At 61.0% G+C, this 20938-nt stretch carries 16 protein-coding genes; 4 read left to right on the top strand and 12 right to left on the bottom strand.

Translation table 11 applies throughout. The annotated features are described in order from the left end of the window. Window positions 1-66: 66 nt before the first annotated feature. From ACLD1Y_RS07440 to ACLD1Y_RS07460, 5 genes are all read right to left on the bottom strand, one after another. Window positions 67-996 (bottom strand): FecR domain-containing protein, encoded by a 930-nt coding sequence (locus ACLD1Y_RS07440; protein WP_429476819.1) that lies wholly within the window; start codon window positions 994-996, stop codon window positions 67-69. Continuing rightward, window positions 993-1529 (bottom strand): sigma-70 family RNA polymerase sigma factor, encoded by a 537-nt coding sequence (locus tag ACLD1Y_RS07445; RefSeq protein ID WP_429476821.1) that lies wholly within the window; start codon window positions 1527-1529, stop codon window positions 993-995. Before ACLD1Y_RS07445 ends, ACLD1Y_RS07440 begins: the two co-directional genes overlap by 4 nt. Before the next feature lie 72 nt (window positions 1530-1601). Continuing rightward, entirely contained in the window at window positions 1602-2288 is a 687-nt protein-coding gene (locus ACLD1Y_RS07450; protein WP_429476823.1) for a GntR family transcriptional regulator, read from the bottom strand. Window positions 2289-2305: 17 nt separating this feature from the next. Continuing rightward, window positions 2306-3007: a FadR/GntR family transcriptional regulator gene (locus tag ACLD1Y_RS07455; protein WP_429476825.1), complete on the bottom strand. Its 702-nt coding sequence runs from the start codon at window positions 3005-3007 to the stop codon at window positions 2306-2308. 211 nt (window positions 3008-3218) lie between these two features. Continuing rightward, window positions 3219-4544, bottom strand: coding sequence for a C4-dicarboxylate transporter DctA (locus ACLD1Y_RS07460; RefSeq protein WP_429477075.1), 1326 nt, complete (start codon window positions 4542-4544; stop codon window positions 3219-3221). 217 nt (window positions 4545-4761) lie between these two features. Between ACLD1Y_RS07460 and ACLD1Y_RS07465 the strand changes: the two genes are divergently transcribed. Continuing rightward, a complete protein-coding gene (locus ACLD1Y_RS07465) occupies window positions 4762-5391 on the top strand; it encodes a DNA-3-methyladenine glycosylase I (protein WP_429476827.1) in 630 nt (209 codons plus the stop codon). Window positions 5392-5526: 135 nt separating this feature from the next. Here the strand turns inward: ACLD1Y_RS07465 and ACLD1Y_RS07470 are convergent, their stop codons facing one another. Together ACLD1Y_RS07470 and ACLD1Y_RS07475 are read right to left on the bottom strand one after the other, a co-directional pair. Beyond that, window positions 5527-5928, bottom strand: coding sequence for a cupin domain-containing protein (locus ACLD1Y_RS07470; protein ID WP_429476829.1), 402 nt, complete (start codon window positions 5926-5928; stop codon window positions 5527-5529). An 84-nt stretch (window positions 5929-6012) separates the two neighbouring features. Beyond that, window positions 6013-7446 (bottom strand): PLP-dependent aminotransferase family protein, encoded by a 1434-nt coding sequence (locus tag ACLD1Y_RS07475; RefSeq protein WP_429476831.1) that lies wholly within the window; start codon window positions 7444-7446, stop codon window positions 6013-6015. Between the two features lie 153 nt (window positions 7447-7599). On the opposite strand from ACLD1Y_RS07475, the gene ACLD1Y_RS07480 reads away from it, so the two are divergent. Together ACLD1Y_RS07480 and ACLD1Y_RS07485 are read left to right on the top strand one after the other, a co-directional pair. After that, window positions 7600-10911: a calcium-binding protein gene (locus ACLD1Y_RS07480; RefSeq protein WP_429476833.1), complete on the top strand. Its 3312-nt coding sequence runs from the start codon at window positions 7600-7602 to the stop codon at window positions 10909-10911. Further along, complete coding sequence (locus ACLD1Y_RS07485) at window positions 10908-12644, top strand: hypothetical protein (protein WP_429476835.1); 1737 nt, start codon at window positions 10908-10910, stop codon at window positions 12642-12644. Before ACLD1Y_RS07480 ends, ACLD1Y_RS07485 begins: the two co-directional genes overlap by 4 nt. A 36-nt stretch (window positions 12645-12680) precedes the next feature. Here the strand turns inward: ACLD1Y_RS07485 and ACLD1Y_RS07490 are convergent, their stop codons facing one another. The 4 genes from ACLD1Y_RS07490 to ACLD1Y_RS07505 form a co-directional block, all read right to left on the bottom strand. Next, window positions 12681-13448 (bottom strand): SDR family oxidoreductase, encoded by a 768-nt coding sequence (locus ACLD1Y_RS07490; RefSeq protein ID WP_429476837.1) that lies wholly within the window; start codon window positions 13446-13448, stop codon window positions 12681-12683. Between the two features lie 22 nt (window positions 13449-13470). After that, window positions 13471-14538 carry a phosphotransferase family protein gene (locus ACLD1Y_RS07495; RefSeq protein WP_429476839.1) on the bottom strand — a complete coding sequence of 356 codons (1068 nt, stop codon included), beginning with the start codon at window positions 14536-14538 and terminating at the stop codon, window positions 13471-13473. 129 nt (window positions 14539-14667) lie between these two features. Next, the gene (locus tag ACLD1Y_RS07500) at window positions 14668-15621 is read right to left on the bottom strand and encodes a 2-hydroxyacid dehydrogenase (protein WP_429476841.1); all 954 of its coding nucleotides are present in this window, start codon (window positions 15619-15621) and stop codon (window positions 14668-14670) included. A 163-nt stretch (window positions 15622-15784) separates the two neighbouring features. After that, a complete protein-coding gene (locus ACLD1Y_RS07505) occupies window positions 15785-16309 on the bottom strand; it encodes a cysteine hydrolase family protein (RefSeq protein WP_429476843.1) in 525 nt (174 codons plus the stop codon). A 385-nt stretch (window positions 16310-16694) separates the two neighbouring features. Between ACLD1Y_RS07505 and ACLD1Y_RS07510 the strand changes: the two genes are divergently transcribed. Continuing rightward, the gene (locus tag ACLD1Y_RS07510) at window positions 16695-17972 is read left to right on the top strand and encodes a serine/threonine transporter (RefSeq protein ID WP_429476845.1); all 1278 of its coding nucleotides are present in this window, start codon (window positions 16695-16697) and stop codon (window positions 17970-17972) included. A 153-nt stretch (window positions 17973-18125) separates the two neighbouring features. Here the strand turns inward: ACLD1Y_RS07510 and acnB are convergent, their stop codons facing one another. Further along, entirely contained in the window at window positions 18126-20735 is a 2610-nt protein-coding gene (gene acnB / locus ACLD1Y_RS07515) for a bifunctional aconitate hydratase 2/2-methylisocitrate dehydratase (protein WP_429477077.1), read from the bottom strand. Between the last annotated feature and the right edge of the window lie 203 nt (window positions 20736-20938).

The raw sequence follows: 20938 nt of genomic DNA on the forward strand, positions 1-20938 counted from the left end.
CGTGGGCGGTTCATGGGGTATGTCCAACGAGATCGGAAAAGCGATATAGGCCTGGGTAAAAATACTTCAGGCGAGGTCGACGCTGACCCACCAATCGCTGTAGCGCTGGATGCGCAGCGGCATGGTTTGCGCCAGCGCCGCCAGGGCACGGTCGCTGTGGTCGAGGGAGAACACGCCAGACACCCTTAGCCGTGCGGCATTCGGGCTGACGCGCAGCACACCACGGCGATAGGGTTGCAGGGCGGCAATCACGTCGCCCAGGGACCAGTCCTGCACGTTGAGCCAGCCGTCCTGCCAGGTGCTTTCGCCGCTGCGGTTGGCGGCCAGGCGCTCGATGCGGTCGTTGAAGCGCGCGCCTTGGTCGGCTTGCAGTTCCAACTGCGCATGGCGGCGGGTGGTGATGCGCACGCCTGGACCCAAGGCCCAGACATGGGTGAAGTGTTCATGGGCGGCCACCATCAATCGCGTGCCATTGGCCTGCACGTTGCCAAAAGTGGTGAGGATATTGAAGGGGCGTGGGTCGTCGCTGACGTCGAGGATGATCTTGCCGGTGCGCAGTGACAGTCGGCGCACATCCGTGCCCATTTCGATATCCACGGCGCTTTGGGCATCCAGTACCACGCGGCTGCCATCGGCCAATTGGGTGTTCAGGCGCTCCCCGGTGCCGGTGCGCAGGTCGGCGCTCAACTCGGCCAATGGCATGCCCGGCTGGCGCAACACCTGAGTGACGACGCCCATCCCGGCAATGGCCAAGGCGCCACGCAGCAGATGGCGACGGCTCGGGCGCGGGGCTTGCAGCACGCGTCGTGCATGGGTTTCACCCGCTGGCATCAATACGCGTTGCACTTGGCCTTGCACGGCATTCCAGGCCTGGGCATTCAGTGGGTCGGCGTCGAGCCAACGCTCGAACGCATGGCGTTCGCTGGGCAGCAACGACTCATCCCGCAGGCAAGCGCTCCACTCGATAGCTTGTTCGATCGCGGCACGTGAACTCATGGCTCAAGCAACTCACGGCAGCACAGGCGCAAGCCCTTGGCCACGTATTGGCGCACGCGGATGGTCGACACGCCGAGCATCGCCGCAATGTCGGCGTACTTCATGCCGTCCAACTGGCTGCACAAAAACGCCGTGCGCGCACGCGGCGACAGGCCATCGAGCAGGGCGTCCACGGCCATCAGGCTTTCCATTGCCAGTGCACGTTCTTCGGGGGAGGGCTCGACGGCTTCGGGCTGGGCGGCCAGCACTTGCAGGTAGGCGCGCTCCAGGTCGCGGCGGCGCCAGGTGTCGTAGATCAGGCGCTTGGCGATGGTGGTGAGCAGGGCCCGGGGTTCGCGGATCGTCTGCGGCGCCGGCAGTGCGACGACCTGCACAAAGGTTTCGGCGGCCATGTCGGCCGCATCGTGGCGGCAACCCAGGCGGGCGCGCAGACGGTCGAGCAGCCAGCCGTGATGATCGCCAAACAACTGCCTCAGAATCTGTTCGCGCAGGGGAGTGGCTTCGGGGCGATCAAGGGCGGTGGCTGGCGGCATTTTGTAACAATCTGTGCGGGAATGAGAGCGATTATCAATTATTCCCTCGCAGGTGACAACCAGCGACCGCCGTCAGTTGCGTTTCAGCAACTTCGATTCCAGATGATCCAGGTGCTGTGTCATCAGGCCAACGGCGGCGTTGGCGTCCCGTTGTTCCACCGCATCGACAATCGCCTCGTGCTCTTGCCACGCGCAGTAGGTGCAGGCTTTGGTCTCAAATTGGGCAATGATCAGTGAGGTCAGCGGCACCAGGCTGTTCAGGAATTGCGCCAATGGGGCATTGCGTGCCATGGCTGCCAGTTGCAGGTGAAATTCACCCGACAAACGAATCGCCGGCCCACGCTGGTCACGCTCGATGCACTCGCGCTCGCGGGCGATCAGCTCGCGCAGTTGGCGCACTTGGGTCGGTGTGGCGTGTACGCAGGCCAGTTGCACCACGGTGATTTCCGTAAGGCGCCGGGCTTCGAGGATCTGCCGGGTTTGTTGGGCGTCCGGCGCGGCCACTTGGGCACGCTGGTTGGGGCGCAGGATTACCACTTGCTGATGGGACAGTTTGGCCAGCACCCGACGGATCACGCTGCGGCTGACACCAAAGGTTTCACCCAGGCTCTCTTCGGTAAAACGGCTGGCCGGGGCGATACGTTGTTCGAGGATGGCGTCAAACAGGCGCGGGTAGATGTCATCCACCGAGGGCTTTTTGCCGGCAATCAAGCGCAGGGCAGGGAAGATAGGGTCGCGTTGCAACGCGTAAGCAGTCATGGCCAGTCTCCAATAAGTCAGCTGCCCAGATGGTCGTCCGGGATGTTCAAGCGAATGCCCATGCGCAGGCCTTCCTGGAGGATGTGCCGACGCATTTCGGCACTGGCCAGGGCGCTGTTTTTGTTGCGAATGGCGCGCACCACCGCCTCGTTTTCCCGCAGGCGCTCGGCCAGGTGTTCCGGCGAGTTGCGTAACACTTGGGCGCTTTGCTTGAGGGCATTGCTGGTTTGTTGCACCACGTTCTGGAAGATCGGGTTGGAGGTCAGCGCGAACAGTTCTTCGTGGAAGTCGATATAGGCATTCATGCCCGCCTCGGCGTCTTCGGCGTCGAGGGCTTCGCGCATGTCCATCAGGGTCAGGCGCAGTTGGCCGACTTCCTTGCTGCTGATGGACTGCGCCACCAGGCCGACGATAAAGGGTTCGAGGGTGTAGCGCAGTTGCAGGATATCTTCCAGGCTGGCGTCAGCCACGGCGTCGGCCGATTGCGGCTCGCTGACGCTGGTTTCCAGCACGACCACGCCTTTGCCGGGCATGGAACGCACCAGGCCCAGGGTTTCCAGCACGATCACCGCTTCACGCAGGCTTGGGCGGCTGATGCCCATTTGTTCGGCCAGTTCGCGTTGGCCAGGAAGCATTTCGCCCTGGCGCCACTGGCCGCGCTTGAGGGCGGCGCGCAGTTTTTCTACCACTGAATTGACGACGGTTGAGGTGCTGATCACGTCTACGCCTCCTTTAAGTTACAAACACAATAGTGAAATTGGCGATGGCCAAAGTGTGGGAGCGGGCTTGTTGTGGCGAGGGGGCTTGCTCCCGTTCGACAGCGCAGCTGGAGCCGGCTTTTTGGGGGCGCTTCGCACCCCAGCGCAAGCAAGCTTGCTCGCCACAACAAGCCCGCTCCCACATTTGGACCTGCGTCGCTCGTGAAATCTGTTAGAACTCCTGATGCGCCGGCAACACCGCTTTCTTGGCCTGGAATGCATAGCCTTGCTGGCCGTCGAGCACCTTATTAGCGCGCTGGATGTCGATGTCTTTTTCCCAGCGGGCAATCGCCACGGTGGCTACGCAGTTGCCGATCAGGTTGGTCAACGCACGGCCAATGCCCATGAACCAATCCACCGCCAGCACCAGCACCAAACCAACTACCGGAATCGCCGGGATCGCGGTAAGTGTGGCCGCCAGAATCACCAGGGCCGAACCCGGTATGCCGTGGGCACCCTTGGAGGTGATCAGCGAGACCAGCAAGATGGTCAGCAGGTCGGTCATCGACAGCGGTGTGCCGGTGGCGTTGGCGATAAACACGATGGCCAGGGTCAGGTAGATGGAGAAACCGTCGAGGTTGAACGAGTACCCGGTTGGAATCACCAGGCCCACGGTGGAGCTGCCGATGCCCAGGTGTTCCAGCTTGCGCATGATCTGTGGCAGCACGGCGTCGGACGAAGCGGTGCCCATCACGATCAGCAGTTCTTCGCGCAGGTACTTGAGCAACGGCAACATGCGCAGGCCCGACAGGCGCATCACCAGGCCCAGAATCAGCCCGACGAAGGCAAAGCAGGTCAGGTAGAACAACCCCACCAGGCTGCCCAGGTGTTGCAGCGAGTCCAGGCCGTAGGTGCTGGTGGTGAAGGCAATCGCACCAAACACACCGATGGGCGCCAGGCGCACGATCATGCCCATGATGCGGAAGATCACATGGCTCAGTTCGTTGATCAGCCGCGAGATGCCGGAAGCGGCTTCGCCCACCAGGTTCAGCGCGCTGCCAAACAGCACCGAGAACAGCAGCACTTGCAGCACGTTGTTGTCGGCAAAGGCGCCGATCACCGAGTTGGGGATCAGGTCCATCAGGAACTGGCTGGTGCCACGGATGTGCTGGCCCTTGTCGGCCAATTCATTCAGGCCGGCAGACGACAGTTGTTCCAGATGGATATTGGCGCCGGTGCCGATGCCGGTACTGAACGCCATCACCAGCCCAATCACCAGGGCGACGGTGGTGAGGATCTCAAAGTAGATCACCGACTTGAGGCCGATGCGTCCGACCTTTTTCAGGTCGCCCGCGCCGGAAATGCCGCTGACCACCACGCAGAACACGATCAGGCCGATCAGCATCTTGATCAGCTTGATAAAGCCGTCACCCAGGGGTTTGAGTTGTGTGGAGAATTCGGGAAGGGCCAGGCCGCAGATTACGCCTAGCATCAGGCCAATCACGACTTGCAGGAAAATCGAACGCGAGCACCATCTGAGCATGGGAGGGATCTCTATTCGGTGCCCTGGTGGTTCCAGGGCTTAATTGTTGTGGTCATACCGGTAAGTCCAGTGCTGGGCCAGTCTACGCCGGGTTTTTTTGAAATCACAAGTAAATATTCAAGGGTTGACCGGTCCCGGTCTGACCAGTTGGTCGGTGAGGGCGAGGCTTGAGCGGTTGGCAGGTTGAAATTTTTTTCGCTTATCATCCGCCGCTCGGCATATGAGGTGATGGATGGACAAACCAGGGCTGACCACCGATGCAACAGGCCTCACGCACTGCACCTGGCGCACGGCCGCGCCGGAATACCCGCGCTACCACGACCATGAATGGGGCGTGCCGGTGGCGGATGATAGTGCGCTGTACGAGAAGATTTGCCTGGAAGGTTTCCAGGCGGGCATGGCGTGGATCACCATCCTGCGCAAGCGCGAGCAGTTCCGGGTGGCGTTCGAGGGCTTTGATTTTCGCCGGGTGGCGCAGTATGGCGAGGCGGATATCGAGCGGTTGATGCAGGACGCGGGCATTGTGCGTAACCGGGCGAAGATCGTATCGGCGATCAACAATGCGCGCCGTGCGTGTGAGTTGGTGGACGAGACCGGCTCGTTGGCGCGTTGGTTGTGGGGATTTGAGCCCGCCGAGGACGAGCGCCCCGACGTGGTGGATATGGCTTTCTGGAACGGTAATCCAACCTCGCCAGCCTCGGTACGGTTATCCAAAGCCCTGAAGAAACGTGGCTGGACCTACGTGGGGCCGACCACGATGTATGCGCTGATGCAGGCGATGGGGATGGTCAATGATCATCTGGAGGGCTGTGTGTGCCGCCCGCAGATTGAGGCTCTACGGCGCCAGTTCAAACGCCCCTGAACCTCGGTTTAAACACAGATCAAAGTGTGGGAGCGGGCTTGCTCGCGAATGCGGTACATCAGTCAGTACATCTGATACGGACACACCGCTTTCGCGAGCAAGCCCGCTCCCACATGGGTTTTGTGGTGTGGCGGGTTATTGGGGCAGGGGCGTCAGCACCTCGGCCTTATCATCCAGCACCATCACCACCAGCAGTTTGGCCGGCTTGGTCTGGCTGGCATTGCTCGATTCAAAGTGCCGGGAACCGGCCGGCTCATAAAACGACTCGCCGACCTTGTAGGTGACCGCCTTCTCATCATTGACCCGCGAAGTGATGGCGCCTTCGAGTACGTACGCTACTGCGGTCCCAGTATGGCTATGGGGCACAGTGGCTTGCCCCGGCGCGTAGTCCACGGTCAGCATGATGGTTTTCTTGCCAGGCACATTGGTCAGTGCGTGTTCCTGCAGCACCTTGATCGATTCCTGGTTGTACACCGGTTCATGGGCGAAGGCACTGAGGGAGGCGAGCATCATGGCGGCAGCGAGCAGGGTTTTCATGGTGAGGTTTCCGAGTGGTTCGAGACCTGGTCACCCTACGCCCGTGGGCGCAGGTGACCAATGTCCAATCCGGCGGAAAATGCCCTAGCCAATTTGCTGGAGAATGTCGCGCACCTTGTCCAGCGCCGGGTCGATGTCCAGGGACTCGATAGCGCCAAAACCAAGGATCAGGCCCGAACGCACCGGCACGTCATGGAAGAACACCTCCAGCGGATACAACCCCACCTCCACCTCGCGTGCCTGGGCGATCAGCAGTGGGACATCGACCGGCACTTTGCACAGTGCGGCCATGTGAAATCCCGCCACCGTAGGGATGGTTTCGAACCACGGCGACAAGTCGCCGGCCAACCGCTGCAAGATGCGCTCGCGCCGTCCGGCGTACACCGTGTGGCAGCGGCGGATGTGCTTGAGCAGGTAACCTTCGCTGATGAACTTGGCCAGCGCCCATTGCGCCAGGGTGGAGCTGTGTTGGTCGGTGAGTTGTTTGGCCTTGAGTACCGCGCCATGAATGGCTGGCGGCAATACCGCATAGCCCAGGCGCAGTTCGGGCAACAGGGTTTTGGAGAAGGTGCCCACGTAGGTGACCACACCACGCGTGTCCATGCTTTGCAGGGAGTCGGTAGGGCGCCCTGAATAGCGGAATTCGCTGTCGTAGTCGTCCTCGATGATGATCGCGCCCAGCTCGAATGCGCGGGCCAGCAGGGCTTCACGGCGCGCCAGGCTCATGGGCATGCCGAGGGGGAACTGGTGGGACGGTGTGACGTAGATCAGGCGCGTGCCATCCGGGATTTTGTCGACCTCAATGCCCTGCTCATCCACCGGCACACTGGCGACGCTGGCGCCCATCGCCACGAACAACTGGCGCGCCGGGCTGTAGCCGGGGTCTTCCATGGCCACGATGGTGCCCGGCTCCAGTACCACGCGTGCGATCAGGTCCAGGGCTTGTTGCGCGCCGTTGGTGACCACGATGTCGCTGTCACGGCATTTCACCCCGCGAGAAAACGCGATATGCCCGGCGATGGCACTGCGCAGTTCCGGCAAGCCTTCGGGCTGGCTGTAAAAACCGCTGTGCTGGGCGATGCGCCGTAAGGCGTCCTGGGTGCAGCGTCGCCATTCATCCTGGGGGAATTGATTGCGCGACGTCGCGCCGCCGATAAATTCATAGCGCAAGGTGCTGTCGCGGGTGGGGTGGCGCATGGGTGAGGGCAGCGACGCCCACTTTGCGAGGTTGGCAGCGCAGGCCAGGTCGGTGGCGGTTTGCACGCGGCCGGGCTGGGGCGCCCAGGCGTTCACAAAGGTGCCACTGCCGGTCTTGCCCACCAGCAAGCCTTCGTAGGTAAGCGTGGCGTAGGTGTCGGATACCGTTTTGCGCGATACGCCCAATTGCTCGGCGAGCAGGCGGCTGGGCGGCAGTTGGGCGCCGGCGGCGAGGCGCCCCGAGGCGATAGCGTCGCGCAATTGCTGGTAAAGCTGGGCGGCCAGGTCCTTGCGGCCGGTGATGACGATGTGCAGTTCCATGGGTTTTCCGGGGCTGGGTCTGTCCCAAGGTTACGCGTTCAGGCGTTCGCTTGAAAATCGACTTGGCAGCGCAATAGGCTTATCTACCGCTGCATGCGTTTTATTTCCAGCCACCCTGCGCCCTTCAATGGCATGGCACAGGGAACCGCACGCATGACCACAACACAGACACACGCCAGCCTGGATGCCCGCCTGGGCCCGTTGGTGGTAGGTGAGCTAAGGATCAATCGCACCACGTTGGCCGAGATGGGCGCACATGTGCAGGGCATACCCGTCAATCCCGATCACCTCAAAGGGCGCGAAGCCGATCAGACACTGATCGATTCGATCCGCTTCCCCGAACCCAGGCTCAAGCAATTTCTCGGCCTTCACTTAACGCTCAGCGACAGCAGCTCCAACCTGCTGTTCGAATTTGCCAGCTTGCGTTCGCTGCAAGCGCCGCCCCTGATGCAGTCGATCCCGAATGAGGCGCTCAAAGGCTCCTGGCGAAAACTCGACAGCCTGCTTAACGCGGTCCAACGCATCAACCTAACCCAGGCGGCGCGCCTTGAGGGCGCGCCACCCTGGGCGGACCTCGCGAAAAGTCGGGGCTTGTCGACCGTGGCGTATGGGCTGCAACTCTATGGGTACTACAGCGCGATCAATGCGTTGGTCGAGGCGATCCAGCAGGGTGATATCGAGCAGGTGCTGACTACCGGTTCCGAATTGCTCGCGGAACTGACCGCTGGCGCACTGGAAGTTGCGCTGGAATCACTGGGCACGCGGATGTTGGGTAACGGTGCCCGCCTGTTCAGAGGCTTTACCGTCAGTTCGGCGGGCCAATTGTTGCGTCGAGGCGCAGGATTGTTCGCCCTGGCCCTGACGTTGCCGTTCGACATCGCCAGTGCTGTTACTTCTCTCAAGCAAGCGATAAAAACCAGCGGCAAAGAAGCCATGGACCATTACGTCAGCGCCGGTTTCAGCATCGCCAGCGCCACCTTGGGCGTGGTGCTGGGCATCGCCGCCCTGGCGGGGTTCAGCTATACCGGGCCCCTGGGTATCGGTGCCGCGGTGGTGCTGATTGTGGGGGCGCAGATTTATGGCGCGGCGCGCCAGGTGGACGAGATCGATGACTATATCGAACTGAGTACGCATGAGCGGCTGCGGGCGGGGTGGTTCACGTTTCTCGGCAAGACGCTGGATAAGGACGTGCACGACCGCTACGTCGTATCCAAGATGGACAAGACGTATGCCATGCAACTGACGTCCCAAGCCGAGGCCTGGCTTACGGGGGCGCTCAAGGGCACGGTGCAGGCGGTGGTCAATGGCGCCTATGTGGTTCGCTTGATCCCTGTTCTGGGTTGGAAGCACCAATGGCACGAGGCGCTGGGGGAGTTGCCCTATGTTGATACCACGCAGCCGCGGGTCAGTGATGCGGACGACGCTATCGATGCGTCTTCGCTGACCGTTGATGAGTTACCCGGTGTAGTGAAGGGCCAGGCGTCTGCGGATGCGGGCGTTCTCTGGCGGCTAGGGGGCGGAAACGACGATGTAAAGGGCGTGGGCAACCTGCCGAATTTCTTTGCGTACGGCGATGGGCATAAGCAATTGACCGGCGGCAGCCGCGACGACCAGTTCTTGTTTGATATTCCAGCGGGCACCTTTGGCAACAAGGCGAGTGCAATGCCGGCCAATACGCTGCGCGGCGGTGAGGGCAACAATACGCTGCACCTGCTCAATACCAGCCAGTATCCGGAAGACACCCAGGGCTATGGGATCGACCTGGAAAAAGGCAGCGTGACGCGATTGGCTGATGCCGGGCAGGTGATGGTTCTGGAGTCCATCGAAAACGTCTCGACACCGGCAGGCGTGGCCAGCCAGGTCAAGGGGACGTCCGCTGCCAATATCCTGATCGCCCAGGGCGAAAACGACCGGATCGAGGGCGGCCCCGGCGACGATACGCTGTTGGTGCAGGGTACTTACGCCTGGGTGGATGGCGGCTCGGGCAAGGACCGCTATGTGATTGCCAGCAATCGCGGCACGGTCACCTTGCATGAGCAGGATTGGCACCAAGACAGCCTGGTCGAGATGCGTTGGGAGGCGGCCGCCATTGCCGCGTGGTTTATTCGCGATTGCGCGCTGATCATCCTGTCGCGACGGGGTGAGGACGGTGAGTTGGCTGAGCGTGAAATCAAGATCGAAGGCGTGTACGCACGTGAGTCGGGCAAGCGGGTGTTGAGAAACAACCGCCTGCGTTTCATCACGGCAGACGGCTACACCTTGGTGCCGGTGCTGGCGGCTGAGTTGACTGAAGAGGATGCCGGTACGGTAACGGTTGCCTTGCACGGCCCGCGTGACAGCCCCGAGTTGCGACACTTGTTGGGCGAGGGTGAGTTTGTGGTGCCTTCGGGCCTGGCCAGTCGCTGCTTCATCACGCGCGGGCCGGCAGAGAAAACCGTGCGGGTACCGCTCAAGGGGGACGTCACGGCGTGCACCTTGTACCTGGACTATGACGCCTCGGAGTTGGTCCATGTGCAGGCGCGTTATCACGTGACTTGCCGACGGCTCGGGCATTTCGATCAGCTGACGTATGGGCAGGTAGCCCTGACTCTGGTCTTCTGCGACGGTAGCCGCCTGGTCGTGCGGGACTACGCCAGTGATAGAGGCGGGACGCGCACCAATGTCACCTCCAGCATCATGGCCAACCGTTTGAAACTCGATTGCCGGTTTGTCTTGATTCTGAGCGATGGCGTGTCTTATCGGCTTGACCCGGTGCCGCAACACTATCTGCAGGACCGCGCCGAACCCGGCTTGAAGACGCTGGATGGACGCGTCGCATTGTTACTTCGGGCTGGGGTGTATCCGTTCGTGCGGCCACGTGTTGGTAAAGGCGTGCACTTGCAGTCGCTGCCGCAAAAGGTCGTGATTCCTGCGCCACCGCACCGGCAGGACTACGTGTTGCTGGGGCGCTCCTCGACGTATGAAGTCATCACAAGCCCCGGGGCAACCCTCTATCTGTCGACGCCTGGTGCCTTGTCCAAGGCAGCCGACGCCTCTTCCTGGTTGTTGCGCACCGAGCCCCTCGACTACGGGCGAATCGGCCTCCAGGGGGCAATGTTGACCTTGGGGGACGTGACGCTGCACCTGCCCGACAGCACCGACCCGGCTGTCCCTCTGGAACACGTGAGCATCCATACCAGCGACGGGGATGTCTACGAGGTGCGCCAGGATCTGGCGAGCGTGTATCCGTCGCAACTGAACCTGCATTTTTGCACCACCGTCGCCGCCGCTTGGGCGCATTTGCAACGCTTGCGCCAGTTCCTCTCGCTGATGATACGCACGCTGCGGGTGATCGGCCTGGGGTTGGCCGGTGACGAGCAATCGGTGATTTTTTACGACGTGTTGGGCGATCGCTGGGGGCTGGAATCTGACCCCGCGCGCGTGTTGACCCATGCACAACTGGTGATGAGGCCTGCCACGCTATGAACAAGCCACCCAAATCAACGTCTGCCGACACATCCACCCAGGCCCGGCGTACGCCTACGGGTGAAACTACCCGGGATTTTGCCGTGCAGCATCCGCGAGCGGTTGGTATTCCTTCCACACCAAGGCTTCAAGGCAGCGAGACGCTGGTGCGGGCGCAGGTGCCAAGCCTGCTTGAGCTGCCTGACTTTGCCCCGACGGCTCCGGTTGCGGTACTGGTTCCACAGAGTGCCGCGCTGGGCGAGCCTTCGACAACCGGTGTACGTACGGTCAATCAACGTACTTACCTGAACCTGGACAGCAACGAGACGATCCTTGTGGACCAAGATCCCGCCAGCGGCACCTACCGACAGCGCCTGCCCCATGCACTGCATGCCAGCGGCCCTGTGTTGCACCCGGTACCGGGTTCCTTGACCTGGACACGATTGGCGCCCGGCGCGCCCCTCGGCACCGCGTCGGTGCCTTTACCGTCCGTACGCGTGACCGGGCGCCTGGATCCCTGGTGGGCCCTGGCGGACTACCAAGTGCACGGCCCTGCTGGGCACACAACGCCCTCGATTGCTGGCAAGCGCTGTTTTTCGACCCCGTCGGGTGATTACTGCTTTGAACAGGCGGGGCTGCCTAAATCTGTCGTTGAGAAAATCGATGCGCAGGGCAGCCGGAAGATCTGCGGGAAAATAGAAGAAGACGCAATGATCCAGATCCATGGCGAAAGCTTGGGGACCTACCTATTGCTTCAAGGTTCGGTGTGTCGAATTGGTGTCGATCCGGTGAGGAGAATGCGAACGGTGTGCGCTGACACGAGTGCCGGATTGCCGGATATCCCTATCGAGACCGGTGGCCGAACAGGCGCATGGGTCCCGGAACTGCGGCTGGACGCTATCACCGACATCATTCGTGATGCACGGCGCCTGCACGGCTATACCCCAGACGGTGGCTCTATGGCCGTTGGGGTCATGTCGCAAAGCAATCGAAAGACCTACTGCTACCTGCGCCAGTACGCGCGCCAGCTCATTGCATTCAATACCCCGTCCATCAAATCGGCGCCGGCGCTTGAACAGGGGCGGCTGATCGACGCGCATATCTGGCAGCATGGCTACCCCTACGATGACTTGCGTGCCGCTGTCGCCGCCGAGGCCAACGCCCAGGCGCTGCCCGTTGGGCTGCCTAGGTTCGATGCGTTACAGGGTATGGGGCTGGTAAGTTCCACCCGGGAAGGTGGGTTCAACATCAACGCGGTGGTAGCCAATGATCAGCTTCATTATCCGGCACGTTTGCGGACACCTGAGCAGGATGTGCTGCTCAATGAATGGCGTGCGCTGGACAGAAATGCCAACTTGGCGCGAGGGGCAAAGAATGAGCAGATGTATCGGGATTTCCTCGCCAGTGAAGGTTATCGGATCATCCCGGGAGGCACCTACAACCAGGGCCAGAACGGTTTTGATCTGGTCTTCCTGGGCCCGACCAATGCGGTGTATCTGCTGGAGGTCAAGCACGTCTCAACATCCAGCGGCGGCCGTTTTTCCAATGTGAACATGGCGCGGGTGAACCCGGACTTCCAGATGGAAGATGGTTGGATCAACTATACGTTGGGCACTGAAGCTGGGCGCAGCGAGGCGGGTAGTTTGGTGCGACAGGCCATGCGGTATAATCGACTGTTCAAGGTGATCGGCGCGACCACGCCAGAGGGACGGCTGTTGTTGTTTTTGATCGATATGAGGCCGGTGCGCCTGTAAGGCATGCCGCCCCTTATGAGGGGCGGCAGCTTCAGGTCAGGAGAGGAAACCCCCATCTACATTCAACGACACACCCGTGGTGTAGCTGGACGCATCACTGGCCAGGAACAGCACCGCGCCAGCCATCTCGCTCGGGTCGGCCACGCGCTTGAGGGGGATCTGCGCCAGGGCCATTTTCAGAATGGCGTCGTTCTTCACCAGCGCCGAGGCGAACTTGGTGTCGGTCAGGCCCGGCAGCAGGGCGTTGCAACGGATGCCGAACTCGGCGCACTCCTTGGCGAACACCTTGGTCATGTTGATCACGGCGGCTTTGGTCACCGAGTAGATGCCCTGGAACACACCGGGGGAAATACCGTTGATCGACGCCACGTTGATGATGCTGCCGCCGCCGTTCTCGCGCATCAGCTTGCCGGCTTCCACCGACATGAAGAAGTAGCCGCGAATGTTCACGTCTACGGTCTTTTGGAACGCGCCCAGGTCGGTATCCAATACGTTGCAGAACTGCGGGTTGGTCGCGGCGTTATTGACCAGGATATCCAGGCGACCGAATTGCTCGCGGATACCGGCGAACACCTGGGTAATCTGCTCCATTTCACCGATATGGCAGGCAACAGCGGTGGCCTTGCCGCCCTCGGCAATGATCGCGTCGGCCACGTGTTGGCAGCCTTCGAGCTTGCGGCTGGAAACGATCACGTGGGCGCCTTGCTGGGCCAGCAGTTTGGCGATGGCTTCACCGATGCCACGGCTGGCGCCGGAGACGAAGGCGATCTTGCCATCGAGGTCGAACAGATGGGTCTTGGACATGGGAGTTCCTTGTTATGGGCGATCAGAGCGCGGATTTGCCGATGACATTCAGGCTCATCTGCTCCAGCAGCTTGTTCATATGGATGAACTGCGCAAAGCGTTTGTCCTGGGTCTGGCCGTGGAAGAAACGGTAGTAGATCTGCTGCACGATACCGGCCAGGCGGAACAGGCCGTAGGTGTAGTAGAAGTCGAAATTGTCGATCTGGATGCCCGAGCGCTCGGCGTAATAGTCGACGAACTCACGGCGGGTGAGCATGCCGGGGGCGTTGCTGGGCTGGCGGCGCATCAGTTGCACGGGCGCGGGGTCGGCCGCTTCGATCCAGTAGGCGAGGGTGTTGCCCAGGTCCATCAGCGGGTCACCCAGGGTGGTCAGCTCCCAGTCCAGCACGCCGATGATCTGCATCGGGTTGTGGGGGTCGAGGATCACGTTGTCGAAGCGGTAGTCGTTGTGCACGATGCTGGAGGTGGGGTGATCGGCCGGCATCTTGTCATTGAGCCAGGCGCGTACGGCTTCCCAGCGCGGGGCGTCGGGGGTCAGGGCTTTTTCGTAGCGGTCGCTCCAGCCACGGATCTGGCGCTCCACGTAGCCTTCGGGCTTGCCCAGGTCGGCCAGGCCGCACGCGGCGTAGTCCACCTGGTGCAGTTCGACGAACTTGTCGATAAAGCTTTTGCACAGGGCTTGGGTTTTAGTTGCATCCAGGCCCAGCTCCGGCGGCAGATCGGAGCGCAGGATGATGCCGTTGACCCGCTCCATCACATAGAACTCGGCGCCGATCACCGATTCGTCGGTGCAATGCACGTAAGCCTTGGGGCAATACGGGAAGCCATCCTTGAGCTGGTTGAGAATGCGGTATTCGCGGCCCATGTCGTGGGCGGACTTGGCCTTGTGACCAAAGGGCGGGCGGCGCAGCACGAATTCCTGGCCGGGGTATTCCAGCAGGTAAGTCAGGTTGGACGCGCCACCGGGAAACTGGCTAATGGTGGGCGTGCCGCTAAGGCCCGGGATATGGGCCTTGAGGTAGGGATCGATCAGGCTGGCATCAAGTTCTTCGCCTGGGCGAATCTGGGTCGATTGGTCGTTCAGCGCCATGCTTATCCCTTCTGCTTATTCTAAAGGCCTTGGACTATTTCCTAATCTAATGCGCAGCACCGCCCAGCGACAAGGTCGGGGCGGCTTAATAGGTTAGCGTGTTGGATGATGATCAGCGTGCCTGATCGGTCACTTTACGGGCGCGGGCAATGGGACGGGGGTGAGCACTGGGCGGCCGGCGAAGTACTCCAGCAGGTTGTCGGCCACGCGTTGCACGGTGTCGTGGGCGGCTTCCGGCGAGAGGCCGGCGACGTGGGAGGTGAACACGGTATTGCTCAGGCGCTTGAGGGCGTCGGGCACTTTGGGCTCGTCGTCGAACACATCCAGCGCGGCGCCGCCGATACGGCGTTGCTCAAGGGCGGCCACCAGGTCGTCGGTAACCACCACGCTGCCACGACCGATGTTCACCAGGAAGCCATTGGGGCCCAGGGCGTCCAACGCGTGACGGTCGATCAGATGGCGGGTGCTTGCGCCGCCGGGTGTGGCCAGGATCAGAAAGTCCGAGGTGCGGGCCAGCTCCACGGCCGTGGCGCAGTAGGTGTAGTCCACATCATCGCGGGGCTGGCGGTTGTGATAGCTCACCTCCATGCCGAACCCCAGGGCGGCGCGCTTGGCGATCTCCAGGCCCACGGCGCCAAGGCCGAGGATGCCCAATTGCTTGCCGCCCAGGGAAGGGCGCATGACTTTTGGCCACTCGCTGCGGCGCACGGCGGCGTCGGTCTGGGGAATGCCGCGCACCAGTGACAGCAGCAACGCCATGGCGTGATCCGCCACCGACGGTGCGTTGACCCCGGCACCGTTGGTGACCACGATCCCACGGTTGCTGGCGGCCTGCAGGTCCACATGCTCGTAGCCGGCGCCGATCACGCAGATGATCTCCAGCAAGGGCAGGGCGGCGATTTCCTCGGCATATAAACCCAGCGGGCCACGGGTGAGCACGGCCTTGATCTGCGCGCCATGGGTCTTGATGGCTTGGGCACGTTCCGTTGGCGTGGGCGCCAGAATGACGTGGAAGTCATTGCTCTCGATGATTTGCAGGTATTCGTTGATGGTTTCAACCAGGACCAGAACGGTGGTGGACATCGGCAGGCTCTTCCTGAGGGGTTGGAGGGGGCAGTATGTGGGAATGTTTACTGTAGGAGCGAGCTTGCTCGCGAAAAACGTCAACGATAACGCGGGAAACCTGGATACCCGCAGTGCCTGAGCGTTCTTCGCGAGCAAGCTCGCTCCTACAGTATCTACAGACTTAAAACTCGACTTCGTGCGTTTTTACGCGTTTTGCAAACGCCCCGGCCAGCGTCGCATTGTGATGCTCGATAATCGCCTCGGCCTTCAATGCCGGGGTGTCCATGCAACTATGGCCGTCTTCCGGTAGCACCACTGAAAAGCCCAGCTCCACCGCCACGCGGCAAGTGGTGTCGATGCAAAACTGAGTTTTCATGCCCACGATCACCAGCGCCTTGACCTGAGCAGCGTTCAGTTGCTGCTCCAGGTCGGTGCCCAGGAAACAGCTGGGGCGCGTCTTGTTGAATAGATGGTCGCGGGACGCGTCCACATCCAGCCCTTGCCACACCTGCCACAGCGGGCTACCCGCTGCAATGGGCGAGCCTGCCGGGCCAGTGTGCTGGGCGACGAAGATCGGGGTGTTGGCCTTGCGGGCGCGTTCAATCAGATGATTGATGTTGTCCAGCAAGCGTTCGCGCTCGTAGGGCTTTTCCGGGCCGTCGTACAGGCCAGTTTGCATATCGATGATCAGCAGGGCGTCAGCCATGGTGTTACTCCTTGTAGTTGCCGGGCGGACGGCGCAATAAAAAGGCCCCGTCCATTGCTGGCGGGGCCTTGGGTTGAATCTGTGAAGTGTCTAGCTCAAGCACCCACAGCCACCGCAAAGCCCGCCGTAAGCGGTCGTGGTGGTGGTACGGGTGAGGTTCAGCTGAATACGTTTCATGGGTCGATCATGCTAAGAGCGGCGTTATGTTGTCAATAAATGTGTCTGAAATAAATGTCACGCGTCGATGCGCCACGCCATCGTTCCTCAGCTAAGTCTTTGCTTATTCACAAGAATCCCGGACAATCGCGGCCCTTCTATGGTCGGGGCGCTGCCTGTCAGGTTTTTCTGACTCGTCCCGGCCGTGTAAATGCGGAGATCCGACCGGATGAATGATCAGGCCAATAGCGTCGACGAGCGCTATGCAACGACACCTGCAACTCTCACAAGCTGGAGCCGCCAGGACACCACCTGGATGCTCGGTCTGTTTGGCACCGCCATCGGCGCCGGTACTTTGTTTTTGCCCATCAACGCAGGCCTGGGAGGCTTCTGGCCGCTACTGATCCTGGCGCTGCTGGCCTTCCCGATGACGTTCTTCGCGCACCGTGGCCTGACCCGTTTCGTGCTGTCCGGTCGTGAAGGTGCCGACATCACTGACGTAGTCGAGCAGCATTTCGGTATCAAGGCTGGCGCGCTGATCACGTTGCTGTACTTCTTCGCGATCTTCCCGATTCTGCTGATCTACAGCGTGGCCTTGACCAACACCGTCGGCAGCTTCATGGAGCACCAGTTGCATATCTTGCCGCCGCCACGGGCGATCCTGTCGTTTGTGCTGATCCTTGGCCTGTTGGCCGTGGTGCGTTGCGGCGAGCAAGTGATCGTCAAGGCCATGAGCCTGATGGTGTACCCGTTTATCGTCGCTCTGCTGTTCCTCTCCGTGTACCTGATCCCCCATTGGAATGGCGGCATCCTCAGCACCGCCCGCGAGATCCCCGCGCCGTCTGCGTTGCTTAGCACCTTGTGGCTGGCGATTCCGGTGATGGTGTTCTCGTTCAACCATTCGCCGATCATCTCGGCCTTTGCCGTTGACCAGAAACGCCAGTACGGCGCCCACGCCGATGCGCGCAGCTCGCAGATCCTGTCCCGCGCACACCTGCTGATGGTGGTGATGGTGCTGTTCTTCGTGTTCAGTTGCGTGCTGACCCTGTCGCCGGCACAACTGGCCGAAGCGAAAGCGCAGAACCTGTCGATTTTGTCGTACCTGGCTAACCACTTCGATAACCCGACGATCGCCTTTGCCGCGCCGTTGATTGCGTTCGTGGCGATTGCCAAGTCGTTTCTGGGCCACTACATCGGTGCCAGCGAAGGCCTTAAAGGCCTGGTGGTGAAGACCGGTCGCCGTCCGGCGCCGAAGACTCTGGACCGCATGACCGCTGCGTTCATGTTGGTGGTGTGCTGGATCGTTGCCACGCTCAATCCAAGCATTCTGGGCATGATCGAAGCGCTGGGCGGCCCGATCATTGCGTCGATCCTGTTCCTGATGCCGATGTACGCGATTCGCAAGGTGCCGGCCATGGCCAAGTACCGTGGGCAGGCTTCCAATGTGTTCGTTACGGCGGTAGGCCTGGTGGCGATTACGGCGGTGGTGTATTCGCTGATTCCTTGAGGCTGACGCGGTCTGGCTGACTGTGCAGATCTAATATGTGGGAGCAGGCAAGCCAGCTCCCACATTTTTTTGTGGTGTTATCAAGTCAGTATTCCAAGCATAAAAAAACGCCGCGTATCTTGCGATACGCGGCGTTTTTATTGCATCAACACCTTAGGCTTGAATCACCGGGATGTTGGCGCTTGCTGCGATCTTGCGGAACTCGGCGATCTGGTCGAAGTTCAGGTAGCGGTAAACGTCACTGGCCATGGTGTCCAGTTTCGCTGCGTAGCCCATGTACTCTTCGACGGTCGGCAGGCGACCCAGGGTGGAAGCAACTGCCGCCAACTCGGCCGAGGCCAGGTAGACGTTGGCGCCGTCACCCAGACGGTTCGGGAAGTTACGGGTCGAAGTCGACACAACAGTCGAGTTCGGCTCTACCCGTGCCTGGTTACCCATGCACAGCGAGCAGCCCGGCATTTCCATGCGTGCGCCAGCTTTGCCGTAGATGCCGTAGTAGCCTTCTTCGGTCAGTTGGTGAGCGTCCATCTTGGTCGGCGGCGACAGCCACAGACGGGTTGGCAGCTGACCCTTGACCTGTTCCAGCAGTTTACCGGCAGCGCGGAAGTGACCGATGTTGGTCATGCACGAACCGATGAACACTTCGTCGATCTTCTCGCCAGCAACGCTCGACAGCAGACGGGCGTCGTCCGGGTCGTTTGGTGCGCAGAGGATAGGCTCGTTGATTTCAGCCAGGTCGATCTCGATGATTTCGGCGTATTCCGCGTCGGCATCGGCTTCCATCAACTCTGGGTTGGCAACCCAGGCTTCCATCGCTTGGGCGCGACGTTCCAGGGTGCGTGCATCGCCGTAGCCTTCACCGATCATCCAGCGCAGCAGGGTGATGTTGGAGTTCAGGTATTCGGTGACGGAGTCTTTGGACAGCTTGATGGTGCAACCGGCAGCCGAACGTTCAGCCGAGGCGTCGGACAGCTCGAAAGCCTGTTCCAGCGTCAGGTCGTTCAGGCCTTCGATTTCCAGGATGCGGCCGGAGAAGGCGTTCTTCTTGCCTTTCTTCTCTACTGTCAGCAGACCCGATTGGATCGCGTAGTAAGGAATGGCATGAACCAGGTCACGCAGGGTGATGCCAGGTTTCATCTTGCCTTTGAAGCGCACCAGGATCGATTCCGGCATGTCCAGTGGCATTACGCCAGTGGCTGCGGCAAACGCTACCAGGCCAGAACCGGCCGGGAACGAGATGCCCATTGGGAAACGGGTGTGGGAGTCACCACCGGTGCCCACGGTGTCCGGCAGCAGCATGCGGTTCAGCCAGCTGTGGATGATGCCGTCGCCTGGACGCAGCGATACACCGCCACGGGTCATGATGAAGTCAGGCAGGGTGTGGTGGGTGGTCACGTCGATCGGCTTTGGATAGGCCGCGGTGTGGCAGAAGGACTGCATCACCAGGTCGGTCGAGAAGCCCAGGCACGCCAGGTCTTTGAGTTCATCACGGGTCATTGGACCGGTGGTGTCCTGGGAGCCCACGGTGGTCATCTTCGGCTCGCAGTAGGTGCCAGGACGAACGCCTTTGCCTTCTGGCAGGCCGCACGCCTTGCCGACCATTTTCTGTGCCAGGGTGAAGCCTTTGCCGGTGTCGACCGGCGCTTCTGGCAGCTTGAACAGGTCGGTAGGACCCAGACCCAGTTCAGCACGGGCCTTGTCGGTCAGGCCGCGACCGATGATCAGCGGGATACGGCCGCCAGCGCGCACTTCGTCCAACAGCACCGGGGTCTTCATTTCGAAGGTGGTGATGACTTCGTCGGAATCGTGTTTGCAGACTTTGCCAGCATGCGGGTACAGGTCGATCACGTCGCCCATGTTCATGTTGGAAACGTCGAATTCGATTGGCAGTGCGCCAGCATCTTCCATGGTGTTGTAGAAGATTGGAGCGATCTTGCTGCCGAAGCAGAAGCCGCCGGCGCGCTTGTTCGGCACGTAAGGAACGTCGTCGCCGAAGAACCACAGTACGGAGTTGGTCGCCGACTTACGGGACGAACCGGTACCTACCACGTCACCCACGTAGGCGATCGGGAAGCCTTGGCCGCGCATCTCTTCGATCTGCTTCATCGGGCCGGTCTTGCCTTGCTCGTCTGGCACGATGCCTTCGCGAGCCATTTTCAGCATGGCCAGGGCGTGCAGCGGGATGTCTGGACGGGACCAGGCATCAGGCGCAGGGGAGAGGTCGTCGGTGTTGGTTTCGCCGGTGACCTTGAATACGCGCAGGCTGATCTTGTCGGCCAGGGTAGGGCGGTTGCGGAACCACTCGCCGTCAGCCCAGGACTGGATCACGCCTTTGGCGTGCTCGTTGCCATTCTTGGCTTTTTCGGCCACGTCGTGGAACGCATCGAACATCAGCAGGGTGTGCTTGAGTTGGGCGGCGGCGACAGGTGCCAGCTCGGCATCGTCCAGCAGCTCGACCAGAGTCACGATGTTGTAGCCGCCTTGCATGGTGCCAAGCAGTTCAACAGCGCGTTGTTTGCTGATCAGGGGGGAAGTGGCTTCGCCCTTGGCCAGGGCAGACAGGAAACCGGCCTTGACGTAGGCAGCTTCGTCAACACCTGGTGGAATGCGGTTGGTGATCAGGTCAACGAGGAATTCTTCTTCGCCAGCCGGAGGATTTTTCAGCAGCTCGACCAGGCCTGCGGTTTGTTCGGCGTTAAGCGGCTGGGGAACAATACCCAGGGCTGCACGCTCTTCGATATGTTTGCGGTAGGCTTCAAGCACAGTTATTACCCTCATCAGTGGTCCCACGGGACGCTCATCCAGAAATGAACGGCACGCATGCGCTCGGGGGCTTTTTGGGCCGCAAAGCCAGCGCTGCCGGCATTCCTCACAGAAGCTGCTTTCAAAGTTTTACGCCTGCAGAACGGAGCTGATGAGGGTTGGCGAGGGCATTGACCTACCGAGTCATTGACCATCGCCAACAC

This window comes from Pseudomonas sp. 18175 (assembly GCF_050432925.1).
In the GTDB taxonomy this organism is placed as follows: Bacteria; Pseudomonadota; Gammaproteobacteria; order Pseudomonadales; family Pseudomonadaceae; genus Aquipseudomonas.